The sequence below is a fragment of the Mesorhizobium sp. P171375 genome, from assembly GCF_057786075.1.
Genome location: NZ_JBYNWF010000001.1, coordinates 5,975,779 through 6,001,910, shown reverse-complemented (window position 1 = coordinate 6,001,910; position 26,132 = coordinate 5,975,779). Strand labels below are relative to the sequence as shown.

Genomic DNA, 26,132 nt, shown 5'->3' with positions numbered 1-26,132 from the left:
ACACAGACGTTTCGTCCAATTGGCGAGGTCAGCGCTGCCCCTCATTGCCCTGCCGGGCATTTCTCCCCGTACAGTGACGGGGAGAAATTACCACTTATTTCCAGTTCTTGCGTCGCTCGAGCTCGGCGTCTGACGGCTCCTGCGTGACAAACGACCCAACCTTGATCTCGCCTGATCGTTCGTAGGTCGCCATGATGACGCCGGTGGTGGTGGCTTGCGACTTGACGAGCTTGAAGGCGGCCGGCATCGCATTGTCGCTGAACAGCCGCTTGCCCTTGCCCAGCAGCAGCGGGAAGATCATCAGCCGGATCTCGTCGATCAGCCCGTTGGCCAGCAAAGTCTGGATCAGCTCGCCCGAACCCTGGATGAGCAGATCAGGCCCATCTTCTTGGCTGAGGCGGCGCAACGCCGCGACGATATCTTCCCCAAGCCATTGCGTGTTCTCCCAGGTCAGGCTGTCCGGTCGATGCGTCGCCACATATTTGGTCGCAGGGTTGAAGGCATCTCCGATCGGATCTTTCTGGTAAGGCCAGTACGCCGCGAAGATGTCGTAGGTCCTGCGGCCGAGCAGCAGCGCGAAGGGTTTGGAGAAGAGTTCTTCCATCGCCACGCCCGCCACCTCGTCAAAATAATGGAAGGTCCAGCCGCCGAACTCGAAGCCGCCAACCGGATCTTCCTCGGGACCACCTGGCGCTTGCATGACGCCGTCTAGGCTGACGAAGGTGGCGGCGATGATCTTCCTCATTGGATTTTTCCTTCTCTTTGGTCCGGGCCGTCGGGCCGGACTTCGATCCAAGGACGGACCGGCAGGCGGCCTTCCGACAGGTAACAGCAAAAAACGATACCTATTGCCGCTGTCGCCTGCCGCCAAGCGCCTGCGACGAAAACCAGACGTCGCCGATGACAGCGGTGGCGGTCCGGTCCGGCGCCCTGTCTGATGTCAGCCAGATGGAGCGGCTTCGCGCCGCTTGCTGGAGGTCGGGGATTTTCGCCGCCGAGTTGGCGACCGAGGCGCCGACGCAAGGGATGAACCATGAGCGCATGAACGGGTCGCAGGCAAAGCCCTTGTCGGTGCGGGTCACCGTCACGGCAAGGCCGACGCTCTGGGACGGGCGCCAGGGAAAGATCATGCGGCCGCCGGGCTTTAGCGCTCGCAGCCAGGCAACCGGCGGGGCGATGACGCCAGCGTTGACATAGATGATGTCGGAAGGCGGCAGATCGCTCGTGACGGCATCACCGTGAATGACGCTGACATTGTCGTAGGTTTCGAGGTTCTTTGTCGCTTTGGCGGCAAGGTCGGCCTCCAGTTCGAAGGCGGTGACCGCGCCAGGCGAAACCAGCCGTGCCAGCAAGGCGGTGTAGTAGCCGGTGCCGGCGCCGACATGGGTGACGGCCTGACCCGGTCTGGGGGCGATCCGGCCGATCCACATGGCGTGCAGGGAGGGCTCGCCATTGTTGATGCCCTTGTCGGCATCGAGCGCCACCAGCACGTCCTGATAGATGTGAACCGGATCGGCGCTCGGCGTCATGATCTTGCCGTTGCCGGTGATCAGCGCCCTGCCAGCAACCACCGTCCATGGTCCGGGGCCGAGAAAGGCCTCGCGCGGCACCGTGGCGAAAGCCTGTTCGAGACGCGGATCGGCCGAGCCGGCACTGGCCGCCATCAACTGCGCATAGAATTTCCTGGCGTCTTCGACACTTGTCATGATGGCGAACAAGATAGCGCAAGCCGCCAGTTTGTCGCGGTCTGGAGCAATTCCAGGAAAAGTGGGAAACGGTTTTCCGGGAAAAGCGCGTAGCGCTTTCCCTTGGGAATTGCGTTAAAACAAAGAGATAGAGCAGGTCGCCGTTTCCGCGAAACGGCGAACTGCTCGAGAAGAAGCTCAGCCGACGCCGAAGACGGTGTCGTAGAGCAGCTTGAAATTGAGCACCAGGATGATCGCGGCGACCACCCACGCGAGGGCCGCCACGCCGCGCGGAATGGCAAGGTTGCCCATCTTCTTCTTGTCGGAGACAAACTGCACCAGCGGGATGACCGCGAAGGGAAGCTGCATCGACAGGATCACCTGGCTGAAGACAAGCAACTGGCCGGTGCCCTTTTCGCCATAGAACGCGGTGACGACCACCACTGGAACGATGGCGATGCCGCGCGTCAGCAGCCGGCGCGCCCATTGCGGGATGCGCAGGCGCAGGAAGCCCTCCATGACGATCTGACCGGCAAGCGTTGCCGTAACCGTCGAGTTGAGGCCCGAGGCCAGCAGCGCCACCGCAAACAGGATCGAGGCGATGCCGAGGCCAAGCAGCGGCGACAGGAGTTCGAAGGCTTGGCCGATTTCGGCGACGTCCTGATGGCCGGTGCCGTGGAAGGCGACAGCCGAGACGATCAGGATCGAAGCGTTGACGAACAGCGCCAGGATGAGCGCGATGGTCGAGTCGGTCGTCGCCCATTTGATGGCGTCGCGCTTGCCCTTTTCGGTCCGCTCATAAGCGCGTGTCTGCACGATCGAGGAGTGCAGATAGAGATTGTGCGGCATGACCGTAGCGCCGATGATGCCGATGGCGATGTAGAGCATCGCCGGGTTGGTGACGATCTCCGTCGACGGCACGAACATCGAATGCAGGATCGAGCCGACCGGCGGGGCGGCGGCGAAGATCTGGATGGCGAAGCAGCCGAAGATGATGATCAAAAGCGCGATGACGAAGGCTTCGAGATAGCGGAAGCCCTTGTTCATCAACAAAAGCACTATGAAGGCGTCGAGCGCCGTCAGCATGGCGCCGCCGATGAGCGGAATGCCGAACAGAAGCTGCAGCGCAATCGCCGTGCCGATGACTTCGGCGAGGTCGCAGGCGATGATGGCGAGTTCGCAGGCGATCCACAGCACGAAACTGACGGGACGGGGATAGTAGGCGCGGCAGGCCTGGGCGAGGTCACGGCCGGTGGCGATGCCAAGCCGGGCGGCGAGCGCCTGCAGCAGGATCGCCATCAGGTTGGACAGCATGATGATGAACAAAAGCGTGTAGCCGAACTGCGCGCCGCCGGCGAGGTCGGTCGCCCAGTTGCCCGGGTCCATATATCCGACCGAAACCATGTAGCCCGGCCCCATGAAGGCGAACAGACGGCGGAACCAGACGCCGGATTGCGGCACCGTGATCGTCGAATTCACCTCGCGCAGGCTGGGCGGATTGTCCTCCGGCCTGTCAAATCGCCAGGTTGATCCCACGGTTGCGTCGGCTTCGGACATGTACGGTTTTCCACTGAAAGGATTGGTATCTGCCATCCTATCTATGCCAGGGCTCAACATTATGCAATAGGCTATATTTCATTGTATGTGCTTCTTGTGAGGGCAGCCCAATGGACACGCAGGGATGATCGCAAACGCCGGTTGCGCCTGCCATGGAATGCAAATAAACGGCTGGAACAGTTAAGCCTGTGCTATGAATGGCAAAGGCGGATTGATTTGTCGAAAGCCACGAGGGAACACATATTGGCGCTGAAGCACAAACCGGTTCGACGCGAAGAGCCGCTTCCGGATGCCGATGTCCATTCCGAAGGCTTCCGGCAGACGCGCGAAGCGCGCCGCAGCGCGCTGGTTGAGGATTATGTCGAGCTGATCGCCGACCTGATCGAGGACGGCAATGAGGCGCGTCAGGTCGATATCGCGGCAAGGCTTGGTGTCGCCCAGCCGACGGTGGCCAAGATGCTGACCAGGCTGTGCGCCGACGGGCTGGTCTCCCGCAAGCCGTATCGCGGCGTGTTTCTGACCGATGCCGGCCGCAAGGTGGCGGAGGAAAGCCGCATCCGCCACCAAACGGTTGAAGCCTTCCTGCGTTCGCTCGGCGTCAGCGCCGAGACGGCGCGCATCGATGCCGAGGGCATCGAGCATCATGTCAGCGCCGAGACGCTAGAAGCCTTCCGCAAGGCGATGATCGCGCCGCGCTGAGCCTTGCCAGCCTCGAACCAAAGTCCACGGGAACCTCTGCACCTCAGGCTCGTTGCTCCTGACGTCGCGCGCGATTGTTGCGCGCCAAGGGAGGAAAACCATGGGCGTTGAACAGGCACCGACCGCGAAGGGCAAGCAGGCTGCAAAGGGTTTGAAGCAGGCTGCCGCAAAAGACGAGCGCAAGACCGAGGCGGAAACCGGCCGGCCGCTGAAGAAGGGCGCCGCGCGTTTCGAGGAGCGCTCCAGAAGCTCCGATGGCAAAAGTGCTGGCGCCAAGCAGAAGAGCTGAGATCGCAAGCGCCAACGCGCGGCTTATTCTTCGCTCACATCCTGCACCCAGCTGCGCGGATGGCCGTCGACGCGGAACTGGAAGATGAAATAGGGGGGGATGCAGGTGCCCTTGCCGGGCTTGGCCTCGGCCAGATCGTCGTAGCCGGCGGTGCAGATATAGTCCTCGCGACAGGGATGCGCCTTGTCGCAGGCGCGCAGGCCGGCAGTCTTGGTAAATTCCTTGGTGCAGAATTTGTGGTCCTTGCCCGACGCAATGCAGTCGTTGAAGCCGGTCTTGGCCAGCCGCCCGCAACTTGCCTCGTCGGGAAGCTTGTCGCAGCTTGCCTTGCGCAGCATGCCGCCGGGAAAGCCGCCGGTCTTCTGCTCGGGATTGTCGTAGCGCTGGCGCGCCGCGCCATAGCCGGCGAGCTTGATTACCGGTTTCTTGTCGCGCGCAGGATCGATGGCGCAAGCCTTTGCGGTGGCCGGTGACAGGCGGCAATACTGGTCGCTGCCCCATTTCGACATCTTGATCTCGCCGAACTCGACGGGATCGCCGACCTGGGTGCCGCCTTCGCTGACGCAGGTGCCGAAGCCCGGATGGATGGCGCTTGCATGGACGCCAGCGCAGCGCAGGCCTTCACCACAGCTCCAGTCCTTGAAGCTTGCATCCTCGCCGCTGTAGCAGATCGAGCCCCAGCCATTGTAGAGGTCGGTGTCTTTCAGCGCCTCGGCATATTTGGCATCGGGACGAGCGGCGAAGCCGCGGGAGAAATCCGGATGGCCGCCGGCGGCGAAGTCCTCGACGATGGCGCGCCGGCGCGGCAGGTCGGCGAAGAACACCGCCGAGCCCGGTACGAAGACAGCGTTGCGGCGCGGCTCGCTCGCCGGATCGGCGCCGGTATAGTGGAAGCCGGCAATGCCATGCGTCTGGTGGCAGCCGGTGCAGGTCATCTCATTGAGGCGAAGATTGAAGCCGGCCACCGATTTCACGCTGTACAGTGCGTTGCCTCTGGCGACATAGTCCTGCAGCGCCTTGTTGATATCGGAATCGTCGAGCAGCCCATAGGCGATGTTGTTTTGCGACCGGCTCATGCCGCCGGGCGCGACCGAGACGGCGCTGGTCGCCAGGAATTTGTCGTCGATGACCAGCCGGCCGCGATCGAGATCGTAGATGTTGCGGTCGGTGAGCAACCATTTGGCAAAGGCCGGCCGGTCAGCGAGCACGATCTTCCTGTCGATCTGGTTCTCCATCTTCGATTCCTGGAAGGTGGACGTCGCCGGGTCCCATTTGAAAATCTTGAGGAGATATTCGGCGTGGCCACCGAAGTCGCGGCGGCTCGACGCCGATAGCCGGAGAACCTGCATGTTGAGTTCGAGCCGCATTATCTGCGATGAATTCAGCATGGCGTTCGACAGCGGACCTTCATCGGAGCGCAGCCAGGCCGCCAGCTGGTCGGGTGGAAGGTCTTTTTGCCCGGCGGCCAGCCAGCGGTTGGCGACATCGGCGCACGACACGGCGGTGGCGCTTGGACGGTCTCTCGAAGCGCGTGCGCGAGCCTCGCCGGGCTTGGCGTTGAAGACCAGGCTCATGGTCAGCGGCAGGCGCGACGAAATGCGTTGTGCCGTCTTCCCTTTCGCCGGCTTCTCCGCCACCGAATAATGGAAACGATAGATCAGCCTGATCTCGCCGCATTCGGTGTGGCCGAGATAGCCGCGGTCCATGCGGTTGACGACGCCAGTCAGGTCCAGCGTCGAGCCATCGTCATCGATGTAGTTGGGGTTGAATTTCTGGCTGGGGTCCTTCGTCTTCGCCATAGCGGCGACATAGGGGTCGGGACTGCCGGCGGGCTCGTCGGCGATCTCCTGCTTGACGGCGTTGCGCACCGGGGTCAGCGCACGCACCGAAAACAGGCCGCGATTGTCGACCTCACGCGTGAGACCCAGCGCCGGGCCGAGCAGGCGGCTGATGGAACGACCACCACGCTCGAGCGCCTGCAATGTGTCGGGATCGGTGACGGCGACGCTGGAATCGAGCGTCACGGCGCACGCCGGCCACGGGCCGAGGCACAGCAGCGCCGCCAGCAACAGAAATCGGCCGATCGTCCGCAAGCCCCTGATACCCCCGTTCGAACCGGATGCTACAGCGCGCAGGCCGACTCGACCAGAGCGCGAAGCCGCGATGCCGGCGGCGCGAAAAATACTGTGACTTGGTGCAACCATTGGGATATTCGTTTGTTGGGTCGGACCGGGCCATACCATCGGCCGGGTCTGCCGGGAATTTTGCATCACGGGGAGTTGCCATGCTCTGGAAGGGCCGCCGTCAGAGTGACAATGTCGAGGACGAGCGCAGCGACAGCGGCGGCGGTGGTTTCGGCGGCGTCAGCCCTGGCCAGTTCCGCGTCCCGATCGGCGGCCGCACCGGTGGCGGCGGCAGCATCCTGCTCGTCATCCTTGTGGTGCTGGCCGGATGGTATTTCGGCTTCGATCCGTCGCAGATCCTGGGCAGCGGCGACAGCGGCGGTGTGCTGCCGGGGGGCGGCGGCCAGATCACCGACAACAGCAGCGGCCAGGACGAGGGTGCCGGCACGCCTGCTTCCGACGAGATGAAGCAGTTCGTGGCGACGGTGCTCGCCGAGACCGAAGAGACCTGGACCGGCATTTTCCAGTCACAGGGCCTGAAATACGAGGATCCGAAGCTTGTGCTGTTCAGCGGCCAGATCCGCTCGGCCTGCGGCTCCGCCTCGACGGCAGCCGGTCCCTTCTATTGTCCCGGCGACCACAAGGTCTACCTCGACACCACCTTCTTCCAGCAGCTCGACCAGCAGTTTGGCGCCTCGGGCGATTTCGCTCAGGCCTATGTGATCGCCCATGAGGTCGGTCACCATGTGCAGAACCTCACCGGCATCCTGCCCAAGTTCAACCAGATGCGTCAGTCCATGGGCGAGGCGGAAGCCAACCAGATGTCGGTGCGCATAGAGCTGCAGGCCGACTGCTTCGCCGGTGTCTGGGCGCATTTCACCGGGCAGAAGGGCATTCTGGAACAGGGCGACATCGAAGAGGCGCTGAACGCCGCCAAGCAGATCGGCGACGACACGCTGCAGAAGAAGATGCAGGGCTATGTCGTTCCGGAAAGCTTCAACCATGGCACCTCGCAGCAGCGGCAGACCTGGTTGGCGCGTGGCTACAAGAGCGGCAAGCTGTCGGATTGCAACACGCTGACGGGTCCGATCTGACGAGACTGTCTCAGGCCCGCAGTTCCCAGCGTAAACCAACCGCCAACTTGCCGTCAGGGAATGTCAGGATCAGCGATTCCTGCGCGTTCCCTTATTGTTCCGGAATGACGCCTCGCCTATAAGGGGCGCCCGCCTTCGCCCAAAGGCGGCCCAGGGAGCAGGCACCATCATGATCGACCCCAAAACCGCCAGGCGGGGCCTTGCGCTCGTCTTCACCACGCTGCTGCTCGATATTATCGGCTTCGGCATGATCATGCCGGTGCTGCCGGCCTTTCTCAGGGAACTGAGCGGCGTCGGCATCAGCGAAGCGGCGATCGAGGGCGGCTGGCTGTTCTTCGTCTATGCGGCGATGCAGTTCTTCTTCGCGCCGATCATGGGCGGATTGAGCGACCGCTTCGGGCGGCGGCCGATCCTGCTCGCCTCGGTGCTGACCTTCTCCATCGACAATCTGATCTGCGCCATCGCCTGGTCCTATCCGATGCTGTTCATCGGCCGCGTGCTGGCTGGTATTTCGGGCGCCAGCTATTCCACGACATCGGCCTTCATTGCCGACATTTCGAACGATGAGAACCGGGCGAAGAACTTTGGTCTGCTCGGCATCGCCTTCGGCGTCGGCTTCGTCATAGGGCCGGTGCTGGGCGGGCTGCTCGGCACGTTCGGGCCGCGCGTGCCGTTCTATTTCGCCGCCGGGCTTGCCTTCGTGAATTTTTTAATCGCGCTGTTCTTCCTACCGGAAACGCTGGAGCAGAAGCACCGCCGGCGCTTCGAGTGGAAACGCGCCAATCCGGTCGGCACGCTCATGCAGATGCGCCAATACCAAGGCATCGGCTGGATCGGACTCGCCTTCTTCCTGATGACGCTCGGCCACATGATGTATCCGGCGGTGTGGTCGTTTGTCTCCAACTACCGCTATGGCTGGAGCGAACAGCAGATCGGCTTCTCGCTCGGCGCCTTCGGCCTGTGCGGCGCGATCGTCATGGCGACAGTGCTGCCGCGCGTGATCCCAAAACTTGGCGAATGGAGGACGGCGGTCATTGGTCTCACATTCACGGCCGCCAGCGCCTTCGGCTATGCCTTCGCCTCGCAAGGCTGGATGATCTATGCGGTGATCGTCGTCGGCTGCCTGGAAGCACTGGCCGATCCGCCGCTGAGGAGCCTCGCCGCCGCCAAGGTGCCGCCTTCGGCGCAGGGCGAATTGCAGGGCGCGATGACCTCGATCTTCTCGATCACCTCGATCATCACGCCGCTGCTCTACACCGCAATCTTTTCCTGGTTCACCGGGCCGAATGCGCCGGTGACCTTTGGCGGCGCGCCTTATCTGCTCGGCGCGTGCTTCCTCACGCTTGCAGTCATCGTCTTTGTGACGAAGGTCGCGCGGCCAACGGGGGTGAGAAGCGCCACTACCGGCGTCGCTGAAGATGGAGCACAGGTATGAGCCATGACGGCCGCATAAAGCTGACCAAGGATGGGGTGTCGCTGTCGCGGCTGGTGTTCGGCGCCCGGCGGCTGCTCGACAGCGCCGCCCGCCCGGACGCCGATCAGGTCGCGAGGTTGATCAGCTCGGCAGTTGAGCTCGGGCTGACCAGCTTCGATCATGCCGACATATACGAGAACTACGAGGTCGAGGCGGCGTTCGGCGCCGGCTTGTCGCGCTGGAAGGGAAAACGCGACAGCATCGAGCTGATCTCGAAATGCGACATCATGCTGGCATCCGGCAACCGGCCGCAAAACCGGCTGAAGCATTACGACACCAGTGCCGGTCATATCGCCGCCTCTGTCGAGCGTTCGCTCGCCAATCTCGGCACCGACTATCTCGACCTGTTGCTGTTGCACCGGCCCGACCCGCTGATGGATGCCGACGAGACGGCGGCGGCCCTTGCCGGGCTGTTCAACTCCGGCAAGGTGAGGGCGGTCGGCGTTTCCAATTTCACCCCGTCGCAGTTCGACCTTTTGGCCTCGCGGCTGCCGTTTGCGCTGGCCACCAACCAGATCGAGATGTCGGTGCTGAAAACCAATGCGCTGGCCGATGGCAGCCTCGATCATGCGCAGCGCCTTGGCTATGCGCCGATGATCTGGTCGCCGGTCGGCGGCGGCTCACTGTTCACCGGCAAGGAGGGACGCGAGGCGCGGGTCAGGGCAGCAATCGCGGCAGTGGCAGCTGAAACCGGCGTGAGCGATCTTGCTGCTGTCGCCATCGCCTGGTTGTTGCGCCACCCGGCCCGGCTGGTGCCGGTGCTGGGCACGATGAAGCCGGAGCGGCTGTCAGCCATGGTCAAGGCGCTGGAGATCAACCTCGACCGCCAGCAATGGTTTGCCATTCTGGAGGCAAGCGAAGGCCGGCCGGTGGCGTAGAGGCTCAGGCCCGCTCGGCTAGCAATTCCTCGCCACGCTTTTCGCGGATCAAATTGACGAAGCGGCGGAACAGGTAGTGCGAGTCCTGTGGGCCTGGCGAAGCCTCGGGATGATGCTGGACCGAGAACACCGGGCGTCCCGTCAACGCGATGCCGCAATTCGAGCCGTCGAACAGCGAGACATGGGTTTCCTCGACGCCTTCCGGCAGCGAGTCGGCATCGACGGCAAAGCCGTGGTTCATCGAGACGATCTCGACCTTGCCGGTGGTATGATCCTTGACCGGATGGTTGGCGCCGTGGTGGCCCTGGTGCATCTTGGCGGTCTTACCGCCCAGCGCCAGCGCCAGCATCTGGTGGCCGAGGCAGATGCCGAACACCGGTATGTCGGTCTTGAGCAGGTCCTGGATGACCGGCACGGCGTAGTCGCCGGTGGCTTCCGGATCGCCGGGGCCGTTGGAGAGGAAGATGCCGTCGGGCTGCATGGCCAGGATTTCTTCCGAACCGGTGCTGGCCGGCACCACTGTCACCTTGGCGCCGAGGCCGGAAAGCAGGCGCAATATGTTGCGCTTGACGCCGTAGTCGATGGCGACGACGTGCATCGACGGTTCGGCCTGTTCGCCAAAACCTTCGTTCCACACCCAGGGCGTTTCGCGCCAGACCGAGGACTGGCCGGAGGTGACCTCCTTGGCGAGGTCGAGCCCGATCAGGCCCGACCAGGCGGCGGCGCGGCGCTTCAAATCGTCGAGGTCGAAGACGCCGTCGGGCGCATGGGCGATGACGGCGTTGGGCATGCCCTTCTCGCGGATCAGCGCGGTCAGCGCGCGGGTGTCGATGCCGGACAGCGCGACGATGCCGCGCTTCTTCAGCCACTGGTCGAGATGGCCGGCCGCACGGTAGTTGGACGGGTTGGTGACATCGGCCTTGAACACGGCGCCGACGGCGCCGGCGCGGGCGACCGGATTCAAGTCCTCGATGTCTTCGTCATTGGTGCCGATATTGCCGATATGCGGGAAGGTGAAGGTGACGATCTGGCCGGCATAGGACGGGTCAGTGAGGATTTCCTGGTAGCCGGTCAGCGCGGTGTTGAAGCAGACTTCGGCAACGGCGGAGCCGGCGGCGCCGAGACCGCGACCCTCGATGACGGTGCCGTCGGCCAGCACCAGAAGGGCGGTCGGCTTTTCGGTTGCCCAGGCGGGGGTCAACGCGGGCGTCATCTCGGCCATGGCGGCGCTCCTGTCAGGTTGCGCGTTTCGATGGCGGGCCATCTGCGCAGCAAACGGCGCGGCCGATCTCCCGAGCCTGCGCGCATCAATTCATTTGTCTTATGCAAGGCCGAGTACATAGGGGAAGGCGCCAGAGCGGTCAATGATGCCGGGCCAAATCGGCAGGCATTTGTTTCGTCGAACGATATCAGTGGCTTGGCCTGTTTGCTTTACGAGTTCGCCACGGTTATTGTCCGCGCCGTTCGAAGGAGAAAGCATCATGCGCGCAAAAATCGCCGAATCCCTGAAGAGCGCGATGAAGGCGCAGGACAAGCACCGGCTGCCGACATTGCGGCTGATCCAGGCCGCCATCCACGACCGCGACATCGCCAATCGCGGCTCGGGTAAGGAGCCCGCCAGCGACGAGGAGATCCTGCAGATACTGGCAAAGATGGTGAAGCAGCGCGAGGAATCGGCCAAGGCGTTCGAAGACGGCAAGCGGCCGGAACTGGCGGCCCAGGAGCGCGGCGAGATGGAGATCATCCGCGGCTTCCTGCCGACGCAGCTGGACGATGCGGCCGTGGCCGCGGCGGCCCGCGAGGCGATTGCAGCCACGGGCGCGGCCAGCCAGAAGGACATGGGCAAGGTGATCGCCGCGCTGAAGCAGAAATATGCCGGCCAGATGGACTTCGGCAAGGCAAGCGGCATCGTCAAAGGCCTGCTGCAGTAGCAGCCGGCCTTCAAGGCGTCTTGCAGCGTCTTGCCGTGTGGCGACGCATTTTTGATCGGCAAAGATTCAGCTATGATCTGATTCCGGCGCGCCCACGCCTCCTCCCTCCAGCGGGAAAGCATTGATCATGCGGGGCCATGCGATCATCAAAACCGACTGTTCGAGCACCAAGCATAAGGAGGGGTTGCGAAGATTGCTCGCAATAGGAGGTTTTTCGATGAGGCTGTCAGCGCCGGTCTACCATCTGAAGCGTGAAGCCAAACTCTTGGCGCGCAAAGACAATATTCCCCTTCACCAGGCGCTTGACCGCATTGCAGCCAGGGAAGGTTTCGACAACTGGAGCTTGCTTGCGAGCAGAGCCTCCGCAGCGACGCCTGCCGGCAAATTGTTTGCGCAAATGGCGCCCGGTGACCTGGTTCTGGTGGGGGCGCGGCCGGGCCAGGGCAAGACCCTGATGAGCCTCAAGCTCGCGTTGGAGGCCATGAGGTCGGGCAATCGCGCCGTATTCTTCACCTTGGAGTACAGCGAGCGAGACGTTTTGGACCGATTTCGCGCCATCGGGGCGGACCCGGCGCAGTTCGGCGGCCTGTTCGAATTCGACAATTCCGACGCCGTCAGCGCCGACTACATCATAGGCAAACTGGGATCGGCGCCGCGTGGCACGCTGGTGGTCATAGACTATCTGCAACTGCTCGATCAGAAACGTGAAAACCCCGACCTGATGGCCCAGGTTCGGACGCTGAAGTCATTTGCCCGGGAACGAGGGCTGATCCTGGTCTTCATCTCCCAGATCGATCGATCATACGATCCGCGGATCAAGTCCTGTCCAGATATCAGCGACGTCCGCTTGCCGAACCCGCTGGATCTGTCGCTGTTCGACAAGGCATGTTTTCTCAACAAGGGCGAAGTTCGTTTCCAGGCCGCAGGCTTCGCCTAGTCTCGGCGTCGCCCTGCTTCCCGGTTCCATGCATTGAGCATCATGATCGAAATCGTCAAACCCGCGCTCGAACATCTGCCGTCCTACAAGGCCGCGCTCGAGCGTGGCTGGTCGCCGGATAATGTGCGGCTTGAGGAAGCGACGCGCGAGCAGCTTGCCGCCATCGAGGCGGATCCGGTGGCGTTCCTTGCCAGCCTCGACGATCCAGAGGCGAAGGGGCCGCCGATCGCCTTGCCCGATGGCACGACCGTGCCGCGGCTGCCCAGCTTCCGCCGCTGGATCTGGGACGGCGAGGCCGCCGGCTCGATCGGCTTTCGCTGGCAGCCCGGAACGTCGGCGCTGCCGTCGCATGTGCTCGGCAATATCGGCTATGCCGTGGTGCCGTGGAAGCGCGGCCGCGGCTATGCCACCGAAGCGCTGCGGCTGATGCTGGATGAGGCGAGGGCGGTCGGCTTGCCATATGTCGAGCTCACCACCGACCTCGACAATCCGGCCTCGCAGAAGGTGGTGCTGGCCAATGGCGGCCGTATGGTCGGTCCGTTCGTCAAGGATGCCGCGTATGGCGGCGCCGAGAGCATGTTGTTCCGGATCGATCTGTAGCGGCGCTATTCGGCCGCGGCCGGCAGCGGCGGCGCTGCGCGGCTGCGCCCCTCCCAGACATAGGAGGCAATTGCCACCACCACCGCGACCAGCATGGCGGCAGTGCCCACAACCGGCAGGCTGCGATAGCCGTAACCGGCGTTGAGCATGGCGGCACCCAGCGATGCGGCGAGCGCGATGCCGACGTTGAAGCCAGACGGTATGAGCGAGGAGGCGAGATTGGAGGCGTCCGCCGTCCAGGCCAGGATGCGGGTCTGGATCGGCGTGCCAATGGCGAAGTTGAGGCCACCCCAAATGACGATGGCGATGACCATCGGGAGCGGGTAGGGGCTGACGGCATAGATCACGCCAAGCATCACCGCCTGCAGGGCAAGGATGGTGATCAGCGACGGCATCAGCTTCCAGTCGGAAAGCTTGCCGCCGAGGAAGACGCCGATGGTGGCGCCGACGCCGTTGAGCAGCAGCACCCAAGGGATCAGGTTTTCGTCGAGATGGGTCACTTCAAGCAGCGTCGGGGTGATGTAGGTGAACAGGCCGAACTGCCCGATCATCAGCATCAGCATCAGGATCAGCGAGGTCCAGACCTGCTGGCGCGCCAGCACGCGCACCTCGTGGCCAAGGTTGGCTGGCGGGCTCGATGCGCCCGTTTTGCGCGGCAAGAGGGCGGCCATCGCAGCAAACGCTACTACGCCAAGCGCGCACATCACCCAGAAGGTGGCGCGCCAGCCCCAGAGATTGCCGATCGCGGTGCCGGCCGGCACGCCGATGACGTTGGAAACGGTGAGGCCGGAGAGGATGACGGCGACAGCCATGCCACGCTTGTCCTCGGGCACAAGGCCGACGGCCACCACCATGGCGACACCGAAATAGGCCCCGTGCGCGACGGCGACCGCAATGCGCAGGAGCAGCATCGAGGCAAAGTCGGGCGCCAGCGCGCAAGCGGCCTGGCCGATGGTGAAGGCGACGGTCAGGCAAAGCAGCAGGGTTTTGCGGGAAAAGCCTTTGGTGGCGAGCGCCAGCAGCGGCCCGCCAACCGCGATGCCGCCGGCATAGCCGGAGACGAGATAGCCGGAGGTCGGGATCGAAACGCCCAGACCATCGGCCACTTGCGGCAATACACCGGCGATGACGAATTCGGTGGTGCCGAAAGCGAAGGCGGCGATGAACAGGGCAATGAGCGGAAGCATGGCGCGGAAGCGATCCTGAGACGAGGTCGCCTCAAATCATGGATGGCGCTTGCCGGCAATGCAGAAATTGTCGACGCCGCTTTAGGTTTTCTTGATCCGGCCCATTCCAGCTGGCGGCACCCACCAAGTCTAAGCGGCGTTCTTCCTGCCGTAGGGGATTTTCAGCCACGCCCGCTCATGAAGGTAATACAGCAAGGATTTGGTGACGACCTCGGTGGCGCCGATGGCCGCGGCAAGCTTGATGCTGCCGGTGATGACGAGCGAGATGATCATCGTGTCAATGGTGCCGGTGGCGCGCCACGATAGCGCCTTGGCAAAGCTACGCGAATGGGTATCCAAAGACTATCCTCCCGGTGGACTGACCCGATGCTTAGCCGAGGGAGGGCTGGGCGCGCAAAGACTAATTTCGCCGCAGCAGGCGCTTGTCCGGGCTCAGCTGGCCTTCAGCCTCGACCCACCGAGCAGGCCGCGCTCTTCCAGCACCGGATAGGCCATCGAGGCCAGCAGCGAGTTGATCTGCTTGAGGTCGCGGATGGTGTCGAGGTGGATGGAGCTGGTCTCGACGCTCTTGGCGGTGCCGTCGCGCAGGCGCACGAAATGGCTGGCGCTGGTTTCCTTCTCACGGTCCCGCAGTCGGTCCTTTTCCAGCACCAGCTGGCGCGCGGCCTCGGGGTCGCGGGACACCAGCACATTGAAGGCGAGCCTGGCATTGGCCAGCACCGAGGCATGGAAGGCGCTGAGTTCGCGCCAGCCTTCGGGCGTGAACTCCAGCCCGCGCTCAAGCTTCTTCTTCACATGCACCAGCATGTTGCGCACGATGATGTCGCCGACCTGCTCGAGCTTGACGCATGCACCGATCAATTCCTGGCAGCGGAGGGCCTCGTCCTCTGTGAGCGAGTTCCTGGTCAGTTTGGCCAGATAGAGCTTGATCGCCGCGTGCTTCCTGTCGACACGGTCGTCAAGTGCGGCCAGCGCCTTGATCTTGTCGGCGTCGGCGCTCTCGTAGAGTTCGATGATGCGCTTCAGCATGATCTCGACCGTTTCGCAGACCCGCACCACCTCGCGGGTGGCATTGGCCAGCGCCTGGCTCGGCACGTCCAGCGCGCTGTCGTTGAGCGCGGAAAGCTCGATGACGTCGAGAGCTGCGGCCGGTTCGGACTTGGTGCCCATCGCCACGATCTTCTCCGAAACGCGATAGACCAGCCTGGCCAGCGGCAGGCCCGCGAGCAGAATCAGCACATTGAACAGGATGTGGGCGTTGACGATCTGGTCGGGCACGGTGGCGCCGAGGAAGGCGACCGGCGGCTTCAGCATCATGAACAGGATCAGCATCACCAGCGAGCCCATGCCGCGCATCAAGAGATTGCCGATTGGCACGACGCGCACGCCAGGCTCGGCGTTGCGGGTGAGCAGCGGCGCGATGATCGACGAGCCGAGATTGACGCCGAGCACCAGCACGATGCCGAGTTCCGGTGGGATGAAACCGCGGCCGGCCAGCGTCACCAAAAGCAGCACCGCGGCGATCGAGGAGTGGAACAGCCAGGTGATGAGGGCTGCAAGCAGGTAGGCGGTGACGAAATCGCCTGAGAAATAGTTGACGATCAGCGGCATCAGCGTGCTCTGGCGCAGCGGCTCGGACGCCTGGCCGATCATCTCGAGCGACAGAAGCAAAAGGCCGATGCCGACCAGAATGCGGCCGGACTGGCGCCAGTCGCGCCGCTCGGTGGCCATGAACATGACGGTGCCGGCGACAAGGCAGATCGGCACCAGCAGCGTCAGATCGAAAGTCAAGAGCTTGACCACCAGCGCCGAGCCGATTTCGGCGCCGCGCACCGCCAACTGGCCCGACATGCCCGACACGATGCCGGCGCCGGCGAAGGAGCCGACCAGAAGCGTAACCGCGGTCGAACTCTGCAACGCAATCGACAGGCCGCAGCCGGCCAGCACCGCCATGATCGGATTGCGCATGGTGGCGCGCAGTCGGTGGCGCAGCACATCGCCATAGGCGCGCTCGACGCCAGTCTTGACCATCCGGGTCGCAAACAGCATCAGCGCCACGGCGCCGGCCAGATGCAGGAGAACGACCGAACCGCTCATGTCAACGCCTGCATGCGGACAGGACGCGCGATGCTGACAGCGCGACGCCTGGAGGGGACAACGAGGATGCGAATCATGGTCATGACAGTCGCTTAATATTAGCTGGAATATTTTAGCCGGATAATAAAATTTGTCGATTCCAAGGGCGGTCGCGACGCGACAGGCCGTGTCGGAAAATAGACGGACGCGCAGATGACTGCACGGCGGGTTCATGGCACGGCAGTGGACTGGCGAAGTTTGCCGCGCCTTTGGCGACAACCTTTGTGATGATCTTTACCGGCCAGGCCGCACCGATGAACACGTCCCGGCCGCGGCCAGGAATGGATCCGCGTCGGCAACGACTATGTGCTGGTGAGCATCCTGTCCGGCATCATCTTCGGCGCCATTGCCGCGCAGTAAGCCGGGCCAAGCCGGCACTGAAACTTTGAAAGGAGGCGGCCGGCAAGAGCCCGCCTTTCTTTTTGGCCTGTGGAAACCGGGTAAGGTCCGCAATAGGGGTCGTCGGATTTCGCGCACATGATTATATGAGGGACAAACGAGTTCCCCGATGCGCTTTCCGCCCGCCTTTCTCGACGAGATACGCGACCGTGTGCCGATTTCATCGGTTATCGGCCAGCGCGTCGCGTGGGACAGGAAGAAGACCAACGCGTCGCGCGGCGATTACTGGGCATGCTGCCCCTTCCATGGCGAGAAGAGCCCGTCCTTTCACTGCGAGGACAAGAAGGGCCGCTATCACTGCTTCGGCTGCTCGGTGTCGGGCGATCATTTCAAGTTCCTGACCGAACTCGACGGCATGAGTTTTCCCGAAGCGGTCGAGAAGATCGCGGAGATGGCTGGCGTGCCGATGCCGGTGCGCGACGAACGGGAGGAGCAGCGCGAGAAGGAACGCGCCAGCCTGACCGACGTCATGGAGATGGCGACTGTCTTCTTCCAGGAGCGGCTGCAGGGACCGGAAGGGGCGAAAGCCCGCGCCTATTTGCGCGACCGCGGGCTGACGCCGGCGACGCAGCAATCATTCCGGCTGGGCTTTGCACCGGACAGCCGCAACGCGCTGAAGGAGCATCTTGCCGCCAAGGGCGTGCCCAAGGCCGATATTGAGGCCTGCGGGCTGGTGCGCCATGGCGACGACATCCCGGTCTCCTATGACTGGTTCCGCGACAGGATCATGTTCCCGATCCCGGATTCGCGCGGCAAGATCATCGCCTTCGGCGGCCGCGCGCTGGCCGCCGATGCGCTGGCCAAATACATGAACTCGCCCGACACCGAGCTCTTCCACAAGGGCAATGTGCTCTACAATTTCGCCCGCGCCCGCAAAGCGCTCGCAAAGGGCGGTACGGTGATTGCCGTTGAAGGCTATATGGACGTCATTGCGCTGGCGCAGGCCGGCTTCGAAAATGCCGTAGCGCCGCTCGGCACCGCACTCACCGAAAACCAGCTTGAACTTCTGTGGCGCATGGCGCCCGAGCCGATGCTTTGCTTCGACGGCGACCAGGCCGGGCTGAAGGCGGCGTGGCGCGCCGCCGACATGGCGCTGCCGTCGATCCAGCCGGGACGCTCGGCGCGCTTTGCCCTGCTGCCCGAGGGCAAGGACCCCGACGATCTGGTCAAGGCCGAAGGGCCGGACGCCTTTCGCGCCGTGCTTGCCGAAGCGCGGCCGCTGGCCGACCTGCTCTGGATGCGCGAGACGGCAGGCGGCGTCTTCGACACGCCGGAGCGGCGGGCGGAGCTGGAAAAGACGCTGCGCGAACTGACCGGCCGCATCCGCGACGAGAGCCTGCGCTACCACTACCAGCAGGAGATGCGCGAGCGCGTGCTGAACTTCTTCGGCTCGCAGCGCAGTGCCCGCCAGGGTCGTCAGGACTGGAAACCGGGGCAGGGCAAAACACCGGCACCCGGCGGCCAGTTCGCGAAAGGCAGCGGCGTTGGCGCGCGCGCCGCGATCACCGAAAGCCTCGGCCGCTCCGCCATGGTCAAGCGCGGCGGCGAGATGATGTCGGTGCGGGAGGCGACGATCATCGTGGCGCTGGTCAACCATCCCGCGCTGATCGACGAGAATTTCGCCCATGTCGAGTTCCTCGATCTCGCCAACACCGATCTGCAGCGGCTGCACGCCGCCATCCTCGACGCCATGGCGCATGACATGGCCAATGACCGCGACGCGGTGATCGCCACGATCGAGCGCGCCGGCTGCAGCGATATCTGGGAGCGGGCGGTGATGCTGATCAAACGCGCCCGGCAATGGCCGGCGCTGGAAACCGCCGCCCTTGACGATGCCCGTGACGCCTTCAACCAGGCGCTGCACTTGCAGCGCAGCGCGCGCACCTTACATAAGGAGCTCAAGCAGGCGGAAGCAGCGCTCGCCAGCGATCCCACAGACGAAAACTACCGGCATCTCGTCGAGATTCAGGCGCAATTTCGTGATGTGCAGGCAACGGAAGCGCTGATCGAAGGGTTCGGCGTGTCCTCGGGCAAGGCTGGACGCGTGTAGGTTGAAACCTGCGCAAGAGTGAAGTTGAAACGTGCTGCGCATCGAATCGACGCCTCTAAGTCGGGTAATTGATTCGCTTTTTTGATGCGAATCATGCGAGAGGCGCTTGACCTTCTGGCAGAATGACGGAATCAGGACGATTCGAAACCTTAACCCGTGCCGGCGTCGATGGGAAATGCAGCGATGTGAGGTGCTGATCACTGGACAGGCTGTTAGCCTGCCACAGATATCAGGGTTAATCTGGACTTAATGCATGTCGCCCAAAAGTGAAAACCGGTTTTGGGGCACGATATGAACCAAACAAAAGAGTTGATGCGGTTACCGGCCCGGTGAAGCGCGTTTCGTCACGAGCGCATAATTTGACCGGTGCGGCAGCTTACGCGGCTTCGATGTTCGGCCGCTAGGAGAAGATAAAGACTATGGCGACAAAGGAAAAGGAAGAGGTCGAGACCGAACGTGAAGGCGCCACCGATGGCCCGCTGCTCGACCTTTCCGATGATGCTGTCAAGAAGATGATCAAGGCCGCCAAGAAGCGCGGCTATGTGACCCTTGACGAGCTGAATGCGGTGCTGCCGTCGGAAGAGACCGATCCGGATCGCATCGAAGACATCAATGCGATGCTGTCCGACATGGGCATCAACGTGGTCGAGGACGACGACCAGGGCGAGGAGCCCGAGGCCGCCGACAGCAATGCCGACGCCGAGGAAGACGCCAACGAACTGGCCGAGCAGACCGGCACCGCCGTCGCCGCCACGACCACGAAGAAAGAGCCGACCGACCGCACCGATGATCCGGTGCGCATGTATCTGCGCGAAATGGGCTCGGTCGAGCTTTTGTCGCGCGAGGGCGAAATCGCGATCGCCAAGCGCATCGAGGCCGGCCGCGAGACGATGATCGCGGGCCTCTGCGAAAGCCCGCTGACCTTCCAGGCCATCATCATCTGGCGCGACGAGCTCAACGAATCCAAGATCCTGCTGCGCGAGATCATCGACCTCGAAGCCACCTATGCCGGCCCTGAAGCCAAGCAGGCGCCGGTGGTGGAGCGCATCGAGGAGGCCCCGAAGCCCGAGGAAAAGCCACGCCGCGGCAGCCGTGAAGACGAAGACGACATCACCAATGTCGGCACCGATACGCGCGGCCTGGTCGATGACGACGAGGAAGATGAGGACGAGGCCAGCCTGTCGCTGGCGGCGATGGAAGCGGAACTGCGCCCGCAGGTGATGGAGACGCTCGACGTCATCGCCGACACCTACAAGAAGCTGCGCAAGCTGCAGGACCAGCAGGTCGAGAACCGTCTGGCCGCCGCCGGCACGTTGTCGCCCAGCCAGGACCGCCGCCTGAAGGAGCTGAAGGATCAGCTGATCAAGGCTGTGAAGTCGCTGTCGCTCAACACCGCGCGCATCGAGGCGCTGGTCGAGCAGCTCTACGACATCAACAAGCGCCTGGTGCAGAACGAAGGCAAGCTGCTGCGCCTGGCCGAAAGCTATGGCGTGCGCCGCGAGGAGTTCCTCAAGGAATATCAGGGTTCCGAGCTCGATCCGAACTGGACCCGCTCGATCGGCAATCTGACCTCGCGCGGCTGGAAGGAATTCACCAAGAACGAGAAGGACGCGATCAAGGAGCTGCGTTCGGAGATCCAGAACCTCGCCACCGAAACGGCGATCTCGATCCTGGAATTCCGCAAGATCGTCAATCAGGTGCAGAAAGGCGAGCGTGAAGCCGCGATCGCCAAGAAGGAAATGGTCGAGGCCAATCTGCGTCTCGTCATCTCCATCGCCAAGAAGTACACCAATCGCGGCCTGCAGTTCCTCGACCTGATCCAGGAAGGCAATATCGGCCTGATGAAGGCGGTCGACAAATTCGAATACCGCCGCGGTTACAAGTTCTCCACCTACGCGACATGGTGGATCCGGCAGGCGATCACGCGTTCGATCGCCGACCAGGCGCGCACCATCCGCATCCCGGTGCACATGATCGAGACGATCAACAAGATCGTGCGGACGTCGCGCCAGATGCTGCACGAGATCGGCCGCGAGCCGACGCCGGAAGAACTGGCCGAAAAGCTCGCAATGCCGCTCGAAAAAGTCCGCAAGGTGCTGAAGATCGCCAAAGAGCCGATCTCGCTCGAAACCCCGGTGGGCGACGAGGAGGATTCGCATCTCGGCGATTTCATCGAGGACAAGATGGCGATCCTGCCGATCGATGCGGCGATCCAGGCCAATCTGCGCGAGACCACCACGCGCGTGCTCGCCTCGCTGACGCCGCGCGAAGAGCGCGTGCTGCGCATGCGCTTCGGCATCGGCATGAACACCGACCACACGCTGGAAGAAGTCGGCCAGCAGTTCTCGGTCACCCGCGAGCGTATCCGCCAGATCGAAGCCAAGGCGCTGCGCAAGCTCAAGCACCCGAGCAGGTCGCGCAAGCTCAGGAGCTTCCTCGACAGTTGACACTCGCCGATTGCAAGGAAATTAAGGGCGCCCATCGAGGCGCCCTTTTCGTTTCAAGTGGTTCATCGAATTGCTCTACAACGGCACGTTCAGCCGCGTCCCCTTGACGATGATGCCGCCTCGGTCGCCAACTTCTATTGAGCCGTAACGCTGTCTGAAGCACTCGGGCAGCGGGCGGTCGCCGGGAACAGACAGCCACAGGCGCAGCATATGGCGCCGCTTGTCGGAGTCTGGCCAATCCCTAAAACCCATGCGGTCGTGAAGCAGTGAATGATTGTAGACAAACTGCATGTCGCCGGGCCGCAGCCGCATCGACAGATTTAGCTTCGGGTCATTGGCAAGGCTGTCGAAGAGATCCAGCGCTTCGACATGCGCGGGGCTCAGCCGCATGGCATCCGGGAAGCGCTGGGCGCTGTCGATATACTGGCGTTGATAAATGCCGGTCAGTAATCCCGCGTGCCAGTTGAGGACCGGGATTTCGAAGTAGGGCTTTTCGCCTTCGGGTACCTCGCCGCGCCGGTCGGTGGCAATCGGATCAAACAGCAGACGGACCAGATCGGGCCGTCTCTTGCGCATCTCATTGTAGATCGTCACCGTGCTTACCAGCAGGGACTCGCCACCTTGCATGGCATCTTTTAGGCAGAGCAGACCGACGACGTCGGCGGAGTCGGTGTGAAATGTCTGGCGCTCCGCAGTCTGGTAGATGCGCGTCGTAACGTCCTTGGCGTCGGCGCCTGTGTCGCGGACATGGCCGAGTATATGGCCCTGGGCATTCTGCGACCGTGCGCCTCCAAGATGCGCGCCAATCCCGCAGAAGATCGTTGCCGACATTTGCGCGGAATATGTCTCGACCGGGAGGCCGCGAAGCACCTCGAACCCAATGCCTGCGATCAGTTTTTCGCGGAGGGCGGTGAGATGGCCGGCAAGCCGGGGCAAGGGGAAGTCGGCCTTGCTCAGGTTGCCGATATCTTGCGAACGGGCGAGAAAGCCGGTTGTCGCCAATTCCAGTTCCGCGACATCCTGCTTGTCCAATTCGACCAGCCAACTTTCAGGATGCTTCGCTATTTCCTCGCCAGTCCATGCGGCAGGAATTTCGATCTGTCCGGGCGGCAGGTCGATGCTCTCGCGCATGAAACTCTCCAACGGCTGGATCGGCGGGATTTCCGCCAGGTCGATGGCCACGAACGGAGATTGCCGTAGTCAGGCGGAATTTTAAACCGGCTTTCCCCGGTCGGCGCCGACAGTTTTGCGGTCGTCGCCATGCGGCCGCCTTGGCGCTTGGAGAAATCGCCTCCACGCATCAATGGGGCTGGCGCGACAGTCCTTGCACGAAGCTCGCTGCGGGCGGATACTTCCCCGTCGGATGCGTGTTCTGGGTGACAAACCGGATGTTCGCCCCGGCGCAGGTCCACGACCTGAGCCGTGCTCCGTGGCGCCGGAGGGAGGTGTGCGATGACAACCTACATCCTTTTGATGAACTGGACCGAACAGGGCGCGAGGAACGTGCGCGAGTCGCCGAAGCGGCTCGATGCCGCCAAGAAGCAACTGGCTGACATGGGCGGATCGTTCAAGGCGTTTTATCTCACCATGGGCGAATGCGACATGGTGGCCGTGGTCGAAGCGCCCGACGATGCGGTGCTGGCGCGCTTTGCGCTGATGCTGGCGACTGGCGGCAGCGTCAAGACGCGAACGCTCAAGGCTTTCCCGGAGTTTGCCTATCGCGAGATCGTCACTTCGCTTGGATAAGGCGAAGGTAGCTTGAAATAACGAGGCCAGAAGCATTTCCGGGCGATCAATGGGGGGTGCCGCTTGACGGCGCCTGATCTGCCGATATTGAGGGGAAATGCTCCTCTCGTTCGAGAAGAACTTTATTTTCATCCACATCCCGAAGACGGCGGGGACCTCGATCACCCGTGCGCTGCGGCCATGGTGCCTGAGGCCGAAGCCGACGCCGTGGCGGCGTCTGCTGTCGCGTCTGCCGGTGCCGGAAGCGCCGGAGAAGGTCAATTTCAGGCAGCATGACAGAGCCGCCTGGCTGCGGCGCAAGTTGCCGCCCCGGCTCTATGACGGAGCCTACAAGTTCGCCGTGGTGCGCAACCCTTTCGCGCTGGTCGTTTCCAATTACCAGCATTTGCGCCGGAAAACCTCGCGGCGCCGGCATCGCCAGGCGCAGCGCTGGGACTTCAAGGCGTTCCTGCGCTACCTCGAACGCAAGAACCGGCTGGCGCGGGTGGATCAGACGAGCTGGATTTCGGACAGGAACGGAAAGCTGATTATCGACGAGGTCCTGCGCTTCGAAACGCTGGGCGAGCAGTTCAATGTCCTGGCCGAGCGGCTCGGCCTTCCCGGCGAGCTTCCGCGATCGAATGTCGGGGCGCCGGTCGACTATCGCGCCCTCTACGATGAGGAGGCGAAAGCGATCGTGCGACGGCTCTATGTCAGAGACTTCGAGCGCTTCGGCTACGAGTTCTGATCAAGCGCGGCGCTTCGCCATGTTGCGGGCCGATGGCATTGAGGGGATAGTCGGTGCGTTCCTCGGGTCACGGATTTGAAATCCATGTCCAAGCCTGCGCTCACCGTCTGGTACAACACACGCTGCCCCGTCTGCGATGGCGGCATCACTAGGCAGAAAAGGCGGCTGATCGAGGCGATCAAGGCTGGGCAGATCGCGTTTCGGGACATCAATCTCGAACCGGCGGCGCTCGCCGGCTACGGTGCCTCGCTAGAGGACATCCGCCGCCGGCTGCATGCCACGGATGATCAGGGCAAGCTGCTGGTCGGCGCCGATGTCGCGCTGGCCGTCTGGAGGGTGACGCCGGGCGAGGGGTGGCTGGCTGCGCTGTTCGGCAATCCGGTCGCGCTGCCGCTGACCCGGTTCGCCTATGATCGCTTTGCTGACCTTCTCTATGCCTGGAATCGACGCAACGGACGTTGGTAAGGGGGCAAGCCCGAAATTGTCTTCGGGCCTGCCGTCGTGAGCCTTACCGGGCCGGCAGCTCGCATAGCCAGCCGACGATGCGTCGCACGGCCGGCAACAAAAGCAGCAGCGTCGGAAACGCCACCAGCCAGGACAAGCCCCAGGCGGTGAGCCAGACAGAGGGCAGGTTGGGCTGAGGGCCAAGGCTTTTCAGCGTCGAGATGAACGAGACGATGAAGGTCATCAGCAGCGACAGCACCAGCGGGCTGACGATGGCAGCATAACGCGCCGGCAGCTTGCCGCGCTTACTACGGGTCGTGGTCATTGGGATTTTCCCTGAAGTATCCGGTCCGTCGCATGGCATCCACTCCTGCCGGGATTCCGGCGGAATTGCCCGGAAGGACCGGGGTTGGATGCGTTGCTTGACGTCAGACGCTTACGGAGAGGCGCAAAGCCCTCACGCGCCTTCTAGCTGTCAGCGTCGGCGAAATCAACCGCTCTGGCCGCTCTCAGATACATCGTAAGATATATCTTGACTTGTCGATGCCGCACGCCTATTTAAGATATATCGTAAGATAGAACTCAAGGAGCAATCCATGCACAGACATCATCCCTTTGGCGAGCGCGCCGAGCGCGCCTTCCTGCATATGGCCGGCAAGTTCGGCGGGCGCGGCGGCGGCTTCGGTCCGTTCGGACATGGCGGTCGTGGCGGCGGGCGCGGCGGCCCGGGCGACATGTTTCGCGCCGGACGCATGCTGGCCGACGGCGATCTCAAGCTGATCACGCTGTCGCTGCTGGCCGAGGCGCCGCGCCACGGCTACGACATCATCAAGGCGCTGGAAGAGCGCACCAGCGGCATCTACAGCCCAAGCCCGGGCGTCGTTTATCCGACGCTGACCTTCCTCGAAGAGGCCGGCTATGCCGCCTCTGCGGCCGACGGCAACAAGAAGGTGTTTTCGATCACCGAGGCGGGCCAGGCGCACCTCAACGAAAACCGCGAAATGATCGACGGCGTGCTCGAGCATCTCGAGCGCTTCGGCCGCAAGATGGCCAAGGCGCGCGAGTGGTTCGGCTGGAACGACGAGAGCGAGGAAGGCGGACGGCGTGGCCGTGGCGGCCGTTCGGAAGCCCGCGACGAGTTCCGCGCCGTGCGCCACCGGCTGCGTGCAGCACTCGGCGAGATCGTCGACGCGCCGGCCGAAAAGCAGGCCGAAGCGATCGCCATACTGGAAGGGGCCGCCGAAGCTCTTGAGGCGCTGTCGCGCGGCTAGCTGGTTGTGTGCATGTCGCTATCCCAAAACCGCTGGGCACTTTTGCGCGACATGCATTAGCGGCCGAGCCGCGGCCCTTGCCGACTTAGCCAAGGACCGCTAGTGAAAATCATCTCGCATCACACCATGTGATGCGGGATGATTGCGGTTGGAGGCTGCTCATGTCTTTTCTGAAACGTCTTTTCGGCGGCGGGGGCGGCGGTGACGCAGGCGAGCCAAAGAGCGCCGCTACGGCAAAACAGATCGAGCACAAGGGTTTTCTGATCAGCGCCACACCTTACAAGGCTGATGGCCAGTACCAGACCTGCGGTGTGGTTTCGAAGGAAGTCGGCGGCGTGATGAAGGAACACCGCTTCATCCGCGCCGACCGTTTCGCCGGTCTTGACGACGCTGTCGACATCTCGATCAAGAAGGGCATCCAGCTCGTCGACGAGCAGGGCGAGAAGATTTTCGGCTAG

Annotated in this window: 25 protein-coding genes and 1 pseudogene; 16 read left to right on the top strand and 10 right to left on the bottom strand. The window is 63.1% G+C overall.

Annotated features, from left to right (window positions below; genetic code table 11):
- Positions 1-94: 94 nt before the first annotated feature.
- From ACYHH6_RS29265 to ACYHH6_RS29255, 3 genes are all read right to left on the bottom strand, one after another.
- A complete protein-coding gene (locus ACYHH6_RS29265; RefSeq protein WP_352589719.1) occupies positions 95-745 on the bottom strand; it encodes a dihydrofolate reductase family protein in 651 nt (216 codons plus the stop codon).
- A gap of 100 nt (positions 746-845) precedes the next feature.
- A complete protein-coding gene (locus ACYHH6_RS29260) occupies positions 846-1,706 on the bottom strand; it encodes a protein-L-isoaspartate O-methyltransferase family protein (protein ID WP_352589716.1) in 861 nt (286 codons plus the stop codon).
- 177 nt (positions 1,707-1,883) lie between these two features.
- On the bottom strand, positions 1,884-3,242 hold the full coding sequence (locus ACYHH6_RS29255; RefSeq protein WP_352589713.1) for an Nramp family divalent metal transporter: 1,359 nt from the start codon (positions 3,240-3,242) through the stop codon (positions 1,884-1,886).
- A gap of 243 nt (positions 3,243-3,485) precedes the next feature.
- Here ACYHH6_RS29255 and mntR point away from each other — a divergent pair, with 243 nt between their 5' ends.
- Together mntR and ACYHH6_RS29245 are read left to right on the top strand one after the other, a co-directional pair.
- Entirely contained in the window at positions 3,486-3,941 is a 456-nt protein-coding gene (mntR, locus tag ACYHH6_RS29250; protein ID WP_192260151.1) for a manganese-binding transcriptional regulator MntR, read from the top strand.
- A gap of 100 nt (positions 3,942-4,041) precedes the next feature.
- Positions 4,042-4,230 carry a hypothetical protein gene (locus tag ACYHH6_RS29245; RefSeq protein WP_352589710.1) on the top strand — a complete coding sequence of 63 codons (189 nt, stop codon included), beginning with the start codon at positions 4,042-4,044 and terminating at the stop codon, positions 4,228-4,230.
- A gap of 23 nt (positions 4,231-4,253) precedes the next feature.
- On the opposite strand, the gene ACYHH6_RS29240 is transcribed toward ACYHH6_RS29245, so the two are convergent.
- Positions 4,254-6,434: a hypothetical protein gene (locus tag ACYHH6_RS29240; protein ID WP_352589707.1), complete on the bottom strand. Its 2,181-nt coding sequence runs from the start codon at positions 6,432-6,434 to the stop codon at positions 4,254-4,256.
- A gap of 80 nt (positions 6,435-6,514) precedes the next feature.
- Here ACYHH6_RS29240 and ypfJ point away from each other — a divergent pair, with 80 nt between their 5' ends.
- The 3 genes from ypfJ to ACYHH6_RS29225 all read left to right on the top strand — a co-directional run bounded on the left by ypfJ (position 6,515) and on the right by ACYHH6_RS29225 (position 9,799).
- Positions 6,515-7,447 carry a KPN_02809 family neutral zinc metallopeptidase gene (gene ypfJ / locus ACYHH6_RS29235; RefSeq protein WP_352589704.1) on the top strand — a complete coding sequence of 311 codons (933 nt, stop codon included), beginning with the start codon at positions 6,515-6,517 and terminating at the stop codon, positions 7,445-7,447.
- 169 nt (positions 7,448-7,616) lie between these two features.
- On the top strand, positions 7,617-8,882 hold the full coding sequence (locus ACYHH6_RS29230; RefSeq protein WP_352589701.1) for a TCR/Tet family MFS transporter: 1,266 nt from the start codon (positions 7,617-7,619) through the stop codon (positions 8,880-8,882).
- The gene (locus tag ACYHH6_RS29225) at positions 8,879-9,799 is read left to right on the top strand and encodes an aldo/keto reductase (RefSeq protein ID WP_352589698.1); all 921 of its coding nucleotides are present in this window, start codon (positions 8,879-8,881) and stop codon (positions 9,797-9,799) included. Before ACYHH6_RS29230 ends, ACYHH6_RS29225 begins: the two co-directional genes overlap by 4 nt.
- 4 nt (positions 9,800-9,803) lie before the next feature.
- Here ACYHH6_RS29225 and carA read toward each other — a convergent pair whose 3' ends face one another.
- Positions 9,804-11,021, bottom strand: coding sequence for a glutamine-hydrolyzing carbamoyl-phosphate synthase small subunit (carA, locus tag ACYHH6_RS29220; RefSeq protein ID WP_112563302.1), 1,218 nt, complete (start codon positions 11,019-11,021; stop codon positions 9,804-9,806).
- 259 nt (positions 11,022-11,280) lie between these two features.
- Here carA and ACYHH6_RS29215 point away from each other — a divergent pair, with 259 nt between their 5' ends.
- The 3 genes from ACYHH6_RS29215 (at position 11,281) to ACYHH6_RS29205 (ending at position 13,267) form a co-directional block, all read left to right on the top strand.
- Entirely contained in the window at positions 11,281-11,730 is a 450-nt protein-coding gene (locus ACYHH6_RS29215) for a GatB/YqeY domain-containing protein (protein WP_142866940.1), read from the top strand.
- A gap of 217 nt (positions 11,731-11,947) precedes the next feature.
- Positions 11,948-12,667 carry a DNA helicase gene (locus ACYHH6_RS29210; RefSeq protein WP_352589886.1) on the top strand — a complete coding sequence of 240 codons (720 nt, stop codon included), beginning with the start codon at positions 11,948-11,950 and terminating at the stop codon, positions 12,665-12,667.
- A gap of 42 nt (positions 12,668-12,709) precedes the next feature.
- The gene (locus ACYHH6_RS29205; protein ID WP_352589695.1) at positions 12,710-13,267 is read left to right on the top strand and encodes a GNAT family N-acetyltransferase; all 558 of its coding nucleotides are present in this window, start codon (positions 12,710-12,712) and stop codon (positions 13,265-13,267) included.
- A gap of 5 nt (positions 13,268-13,272) precedes the next feature.
- On the opposite strand, the gene ACYHH6_RS29200 is transcribed toward ACYHH6_RS29205, so the two are convergent.
- The 3 genes from ACYHH6_RS29200 to ACYHH6_RS29190 all read right to left on the bottom strand — a co-directional run bounded on the left by ACYHH6_RS29200 (position 13,273) and on the right by ACYHH6_RS29190 (position 16,551).
- Positions 13,273-14,454, bottom strand: a complete 1,182-nt coding sequence (locus ACYHH6_RS29200) for an MFS transporter (protein WP_352589692.1) — start codon at positions 14,452-14,454, stop codon at positions 13,273-13,275.
- Between the two features lie 129 nt (positions 14,455-14,583).
- Positions 14,584-14,793 carry a DUF2061 domain-containing protein gene (locus ACYHH6_RS29195; protein ID WP_142866937.1) on the bottom strand — a complete coding sequence of 70 codons (210 nt, stop codon included), beginning with the start codon at positions 14,791-14,793 and terminating at the stop codon, positions 14,584-14,586.
- A 93-nt stretch (positions 14,794-14,886) separates the two neighbouring features.
- Entirely contained in the window at positions 14,887-16,551 is a 1,665-nt protein-coding gene (locus ACYHH6_RS29190) for a Na/Pi cotransporter family protein (RefSeq protein WP_352589689.1), read from the bottom strand.
- Between the two features lie 300 nt (positions 16,552-16,851).
- On the opposite strand from ACYHH6_RS29190, the pseudogene ACYHH6_RS29185 reads away from it, so the two are divergent.
- The 3 genes and pseudogenes from ACYHH6_RS29185 to rpoD form a co-directional block, all read left to right on the top strand.
- Positions 16,852-16,950 (top strand): annotated as a pseudogene (locus tag ACYHH6_RS29185) (RcnB family protein); the annotation flags it as partial.
- A gap of 148 nt (positions 16,951-17,098) precedes the next feature.
- Positions 17,099-19,039 carry a DNA primase gene (gene dnaG, locus ACYHH6_RS29180; protein ID WP_352589685.1) on the top strand — a complete coding sequence of 647 codons (1,941 nt, stop codon included), beginning with the start codon at positions 17,099-17,101 and terminating at the stop codon, positions 19,037-19,039.
- A gap of 419 nt (positions 19,040-19,458) precedes the next feature.
- A complete protein-coding gene (gene rpoD, locus ACYHH6_RS29175; protein ID WP_352589682.1) occupies positions 19,459-21,486 on the top strand; it encodes an RNA polymerase sigma factor RpoD in 2,028 nt (675 codons plus the stop codon).
- A gap of 75 nt (positions 21,487-21,561) precedes the next feature.
- Here the strand turns inward: rpoD and ACYHH6_RS29170 are convergent, their stop codons facing one another.
- Complete coding sequence (locus tag ACYHH6_RS29170) at positions 21,562-22,617, bottom strand: TauD/TfdA family dioxygenase (RefSeq protein ID WP_352589679.1); 1,056 nt, start codon at positions 22,615-22,617, stop codon at positions 21,562-21,564.
- Positions 22,618-22,938: 321 nt separating this feature from the next.
- Here ACYHH6_RS29170 and ACYHH6_RS29165 point away from each other — a divergent pair, with 321 nt between their 5' ends.
- From ACYHH6_RS29165 to ACYHH6_RS29155, 3 genes are all read left to right on the top strand, one after another.
- Positions 22,939-23,232, top strand: a complete 294-nt coding sequence (locus tag ACYHH6_RS29165) for a GYD domain-containing protein (RefSeq protein ID WP_352589676.1) — start codon at positions 22,939-22,941, stop codon at positions 23,230-23,232.
- 97 nt (positions 23,233-23,329) lie between these two features.
- Positions 23,330-23,959: a sulfotransferase family 2 domain-containing protein gene (locus ACYHH6_RS29160; protein WP_352589673.1), complete on the top strand. Its 630-nt coding sequence runs from the start codon at positions 23,330-23,332 to the stop codon at positions 23,957-23,959.
- Between the two features lie 84 nt (positions 23,960-24,043).
- Positions 24,044-24,424, top strand: coding sequence for a thiol-disulfide oxidoreductase DCC family protein (locus ACYHH6_RS29155; protein ID WP_352589670.1), 381 nt, complete (start codon positions 24,044-24,046; stop codon positions 24,422-24,424).
- Positions 24,425-24,467: 43 nt separating this feature from the next.
- Here the strand turns inward: ACYHH6_RS29155 and ACYHH6_RS29150 are convergent, their stop codons facing one another.
- Positions 24,468-24,728: a DUF2798 domain-containing protein gene (locus tag ACYHH6_RS29150; protein WP_352589667.1), complete on the bottom strand. Its 261-nt coding sequence runs from the start codon at positions 24,726-24,728 to the stop codon at positions 24,468-24,470.
- Between the two features lie 271 nt (positions 24,729-24,999).
- On the opposite strand from ACYHH6_RS29150, the gene ACYHH6_RS29145 reads away from it, so the two are divergent.
- A complete protein-coding gene (locus tag ACYHH6_RS29145) occupies positions 25,000-25,674 on the top strand; it encodes a PadR family transcriptional regulator (RefSeq protein ID WP_112563279.1) in 675 nt (224 codons plus the stop codon).
- Between the two features lie 161 nt (positions 25,675-25,835).
- Positions 25,836-26,132 carry an HlyU family transcriptional regulator gene (locus tag ACYHH6_RS29140; RefSeq protein WP_352589664.1) on the top strand — a complete coding sequence of 99 codons (297 nt, stop codon included), beginning with the start codon at positions 25,836-25,838 and terminating at the stop codon, positions 26,130-26,132.

Excerpts from the sequence above, each read along its gene's own strand:
- ACYHH6_RS29265 (WP_352589719.1), bottom strand. The coding sequence starts at position 745 with ATGAGGAAGATCATCGCCGCCACCTTCGTCAGCCTAGACGGCGTCATG.
- ACYHH6_RS29260 (WP_352589716.1), bottom strand. The coding sequence starts at position 1,706 with ATGACAAGTGTCGAAGACGCCAGGAAATTCTATGCGCAGTTGATGGCG.
- ACYHH6_RS29255 (WP_352589713.1), bottom strand. The coding sequence starts at position 3,242 with ATGTCCGAAGCCGACGCAACCGTGGGATCAACCTGGCGATTTGACAGG.
- ACYHH6_RS29245 (WP_352589710.1), top strand. The coding sequence starts at position 4,042 with ATGGGCGTTGAACAGGCACCGACCGCGAAGGGCAAGCAGGCTGCAAAG.
- ACYHH6_RS29240 (WP_352589707.1), bottom strand. The coding sequence starts at position 6,434 with ATGGTTGCACCAAGTCACAGTATTTTTCGCGCCGCCGGCATCGCGGCT.
- ypfJ (WP_352589704.1), top strand. The coding sequence starts at position 6,515 with ATGCTCTGGAAGGGCCGCCGTCAGAGTGACAATGTCGAGGACGAGCGC.
- ACYHH6_RS29230 (WP_352589701.1), top strand. The coding sequence starts at position 7,617 with ATGATCGACCCCAAAACCGCCAGGCGGGGCCTTGCGCTCGTCTTCACC.
- ACYHH6_RS29225 (WP_352589698.1), top strand. The coding sequence starts at position 8,879 with ATGAGCCATGACGGCCGCATAAAGCTGACCAAGGATGGGGTGTCGCTG.
- carA (WP_112563302.1), bottom strand. The coding sequence starts at position 11,021 with ATGGCCGAGATGACGCCCGCGTTGACCCCCGCCTGGGCAACCGAAAAG.
- ACYHH6_RS29215 (WP_142866940.1), top strand. The coding sequence starts at position 11,281 with ATGCGCGCAAAAATCGCCGAATCCCTGAAGAGCGCGATGAAGGCGCAG.
- ACYHH6_RS29210 (WP_352589886.1), top strand. The coding sequence starts at position 11,948 with ATGAGGCTGTCAGCGCCGGTCTACCATCTGAAGCGTGAAGCCAAACTC.
- ACYHH6_RS29205 (WP_352589695.1), top strand. The coding sequence starts at position 12,710 with ATGATCGAAATCGTCAAACCCGCGCTCGAACATCTGCCGTCCTACAAG.
- ACYHH6_RS29200 (WP_352589692.1), bottom strand. The coding sequence starts at position 14,454 with ATGCTTCCGCTCATTGCCCTGTTCATCGCCGCCTTCGCTTTCGGCACC.
- ACYHH6_RS29190 (WP_352589689.1), bottom strand. The coding sequence starts at position 16,551 with ATGAGCGGTTCGGTCGTTCTCCTGCATCTGGCCGGCGCCGTGGCGCTG.
- dnaG (WP_352589685.1), top strand. The coding sequence starts at position 17,099 with ATGCGCTTTCCGCCCGCCTTTCTCGACGAGATACGCGACCGTGTGCCG.
- rpoD (WP_352589682.1), top strand. The coding sequence starts at position 19,459 with ATGGCGACAAAGGAAAAGGAAGAGGTCGAGACCGAACGTGAAGGCGCC.
- ACYHH6_RS29170 (WP_352589679.1), bottom strand. The coding sequence starts at position 22,617 with ATGCGCGAGAGCATCGACCTGCCGCCCGGACAGATCGAAATTCCTGCC.
- ACYHH6_RS29165 (WP_352589676.1), top strand. The coding sequence starts at position 22,939 with ATGACAACCTACATCCTTTTGATGAACTGGACCGAACAGGGCGCGAGG.
- ACYHH6_RS29160 (WP_352589673.1), top strand. The coding sequence starts at position 23,330 with ATGCTCCTCTCGTTCGAGAAGAACTTTATTTTCATCCACATCCCGAAG.
- ACYHH6_RS29155 (WP_352589670.1), top strand. The coding sequence starts at position 24,044 with ATGTCCAAGCCTGCGCTCACCGTCTGGTACAACACACGCTGCCCCGTC.
- ACYHH6_RS29150 (WP_352589667.1), bottom strand. The coding sequence starts at position 24,728 with ATGACCACGACCCGTAGTAAGCGCGGCAAGCTGCCGGCGCGTTATGCT.
- ACYHH6_RS29145 (WP_112563279.1), top strand. The coding sequence starts at position 25,000 with ATGCACAGACATCATCCCTTTGGCGAGCGCGCCGAGCGCGCCTTCCTG.
- ACYHH6_RS29140 (WP_352589664.1), top strand. The coding sequence starts at position 25,836 with ATGTCTTTTCTGAAACGTCTTTTCGGCGGCGGGGGCGGCGGTGACGCA.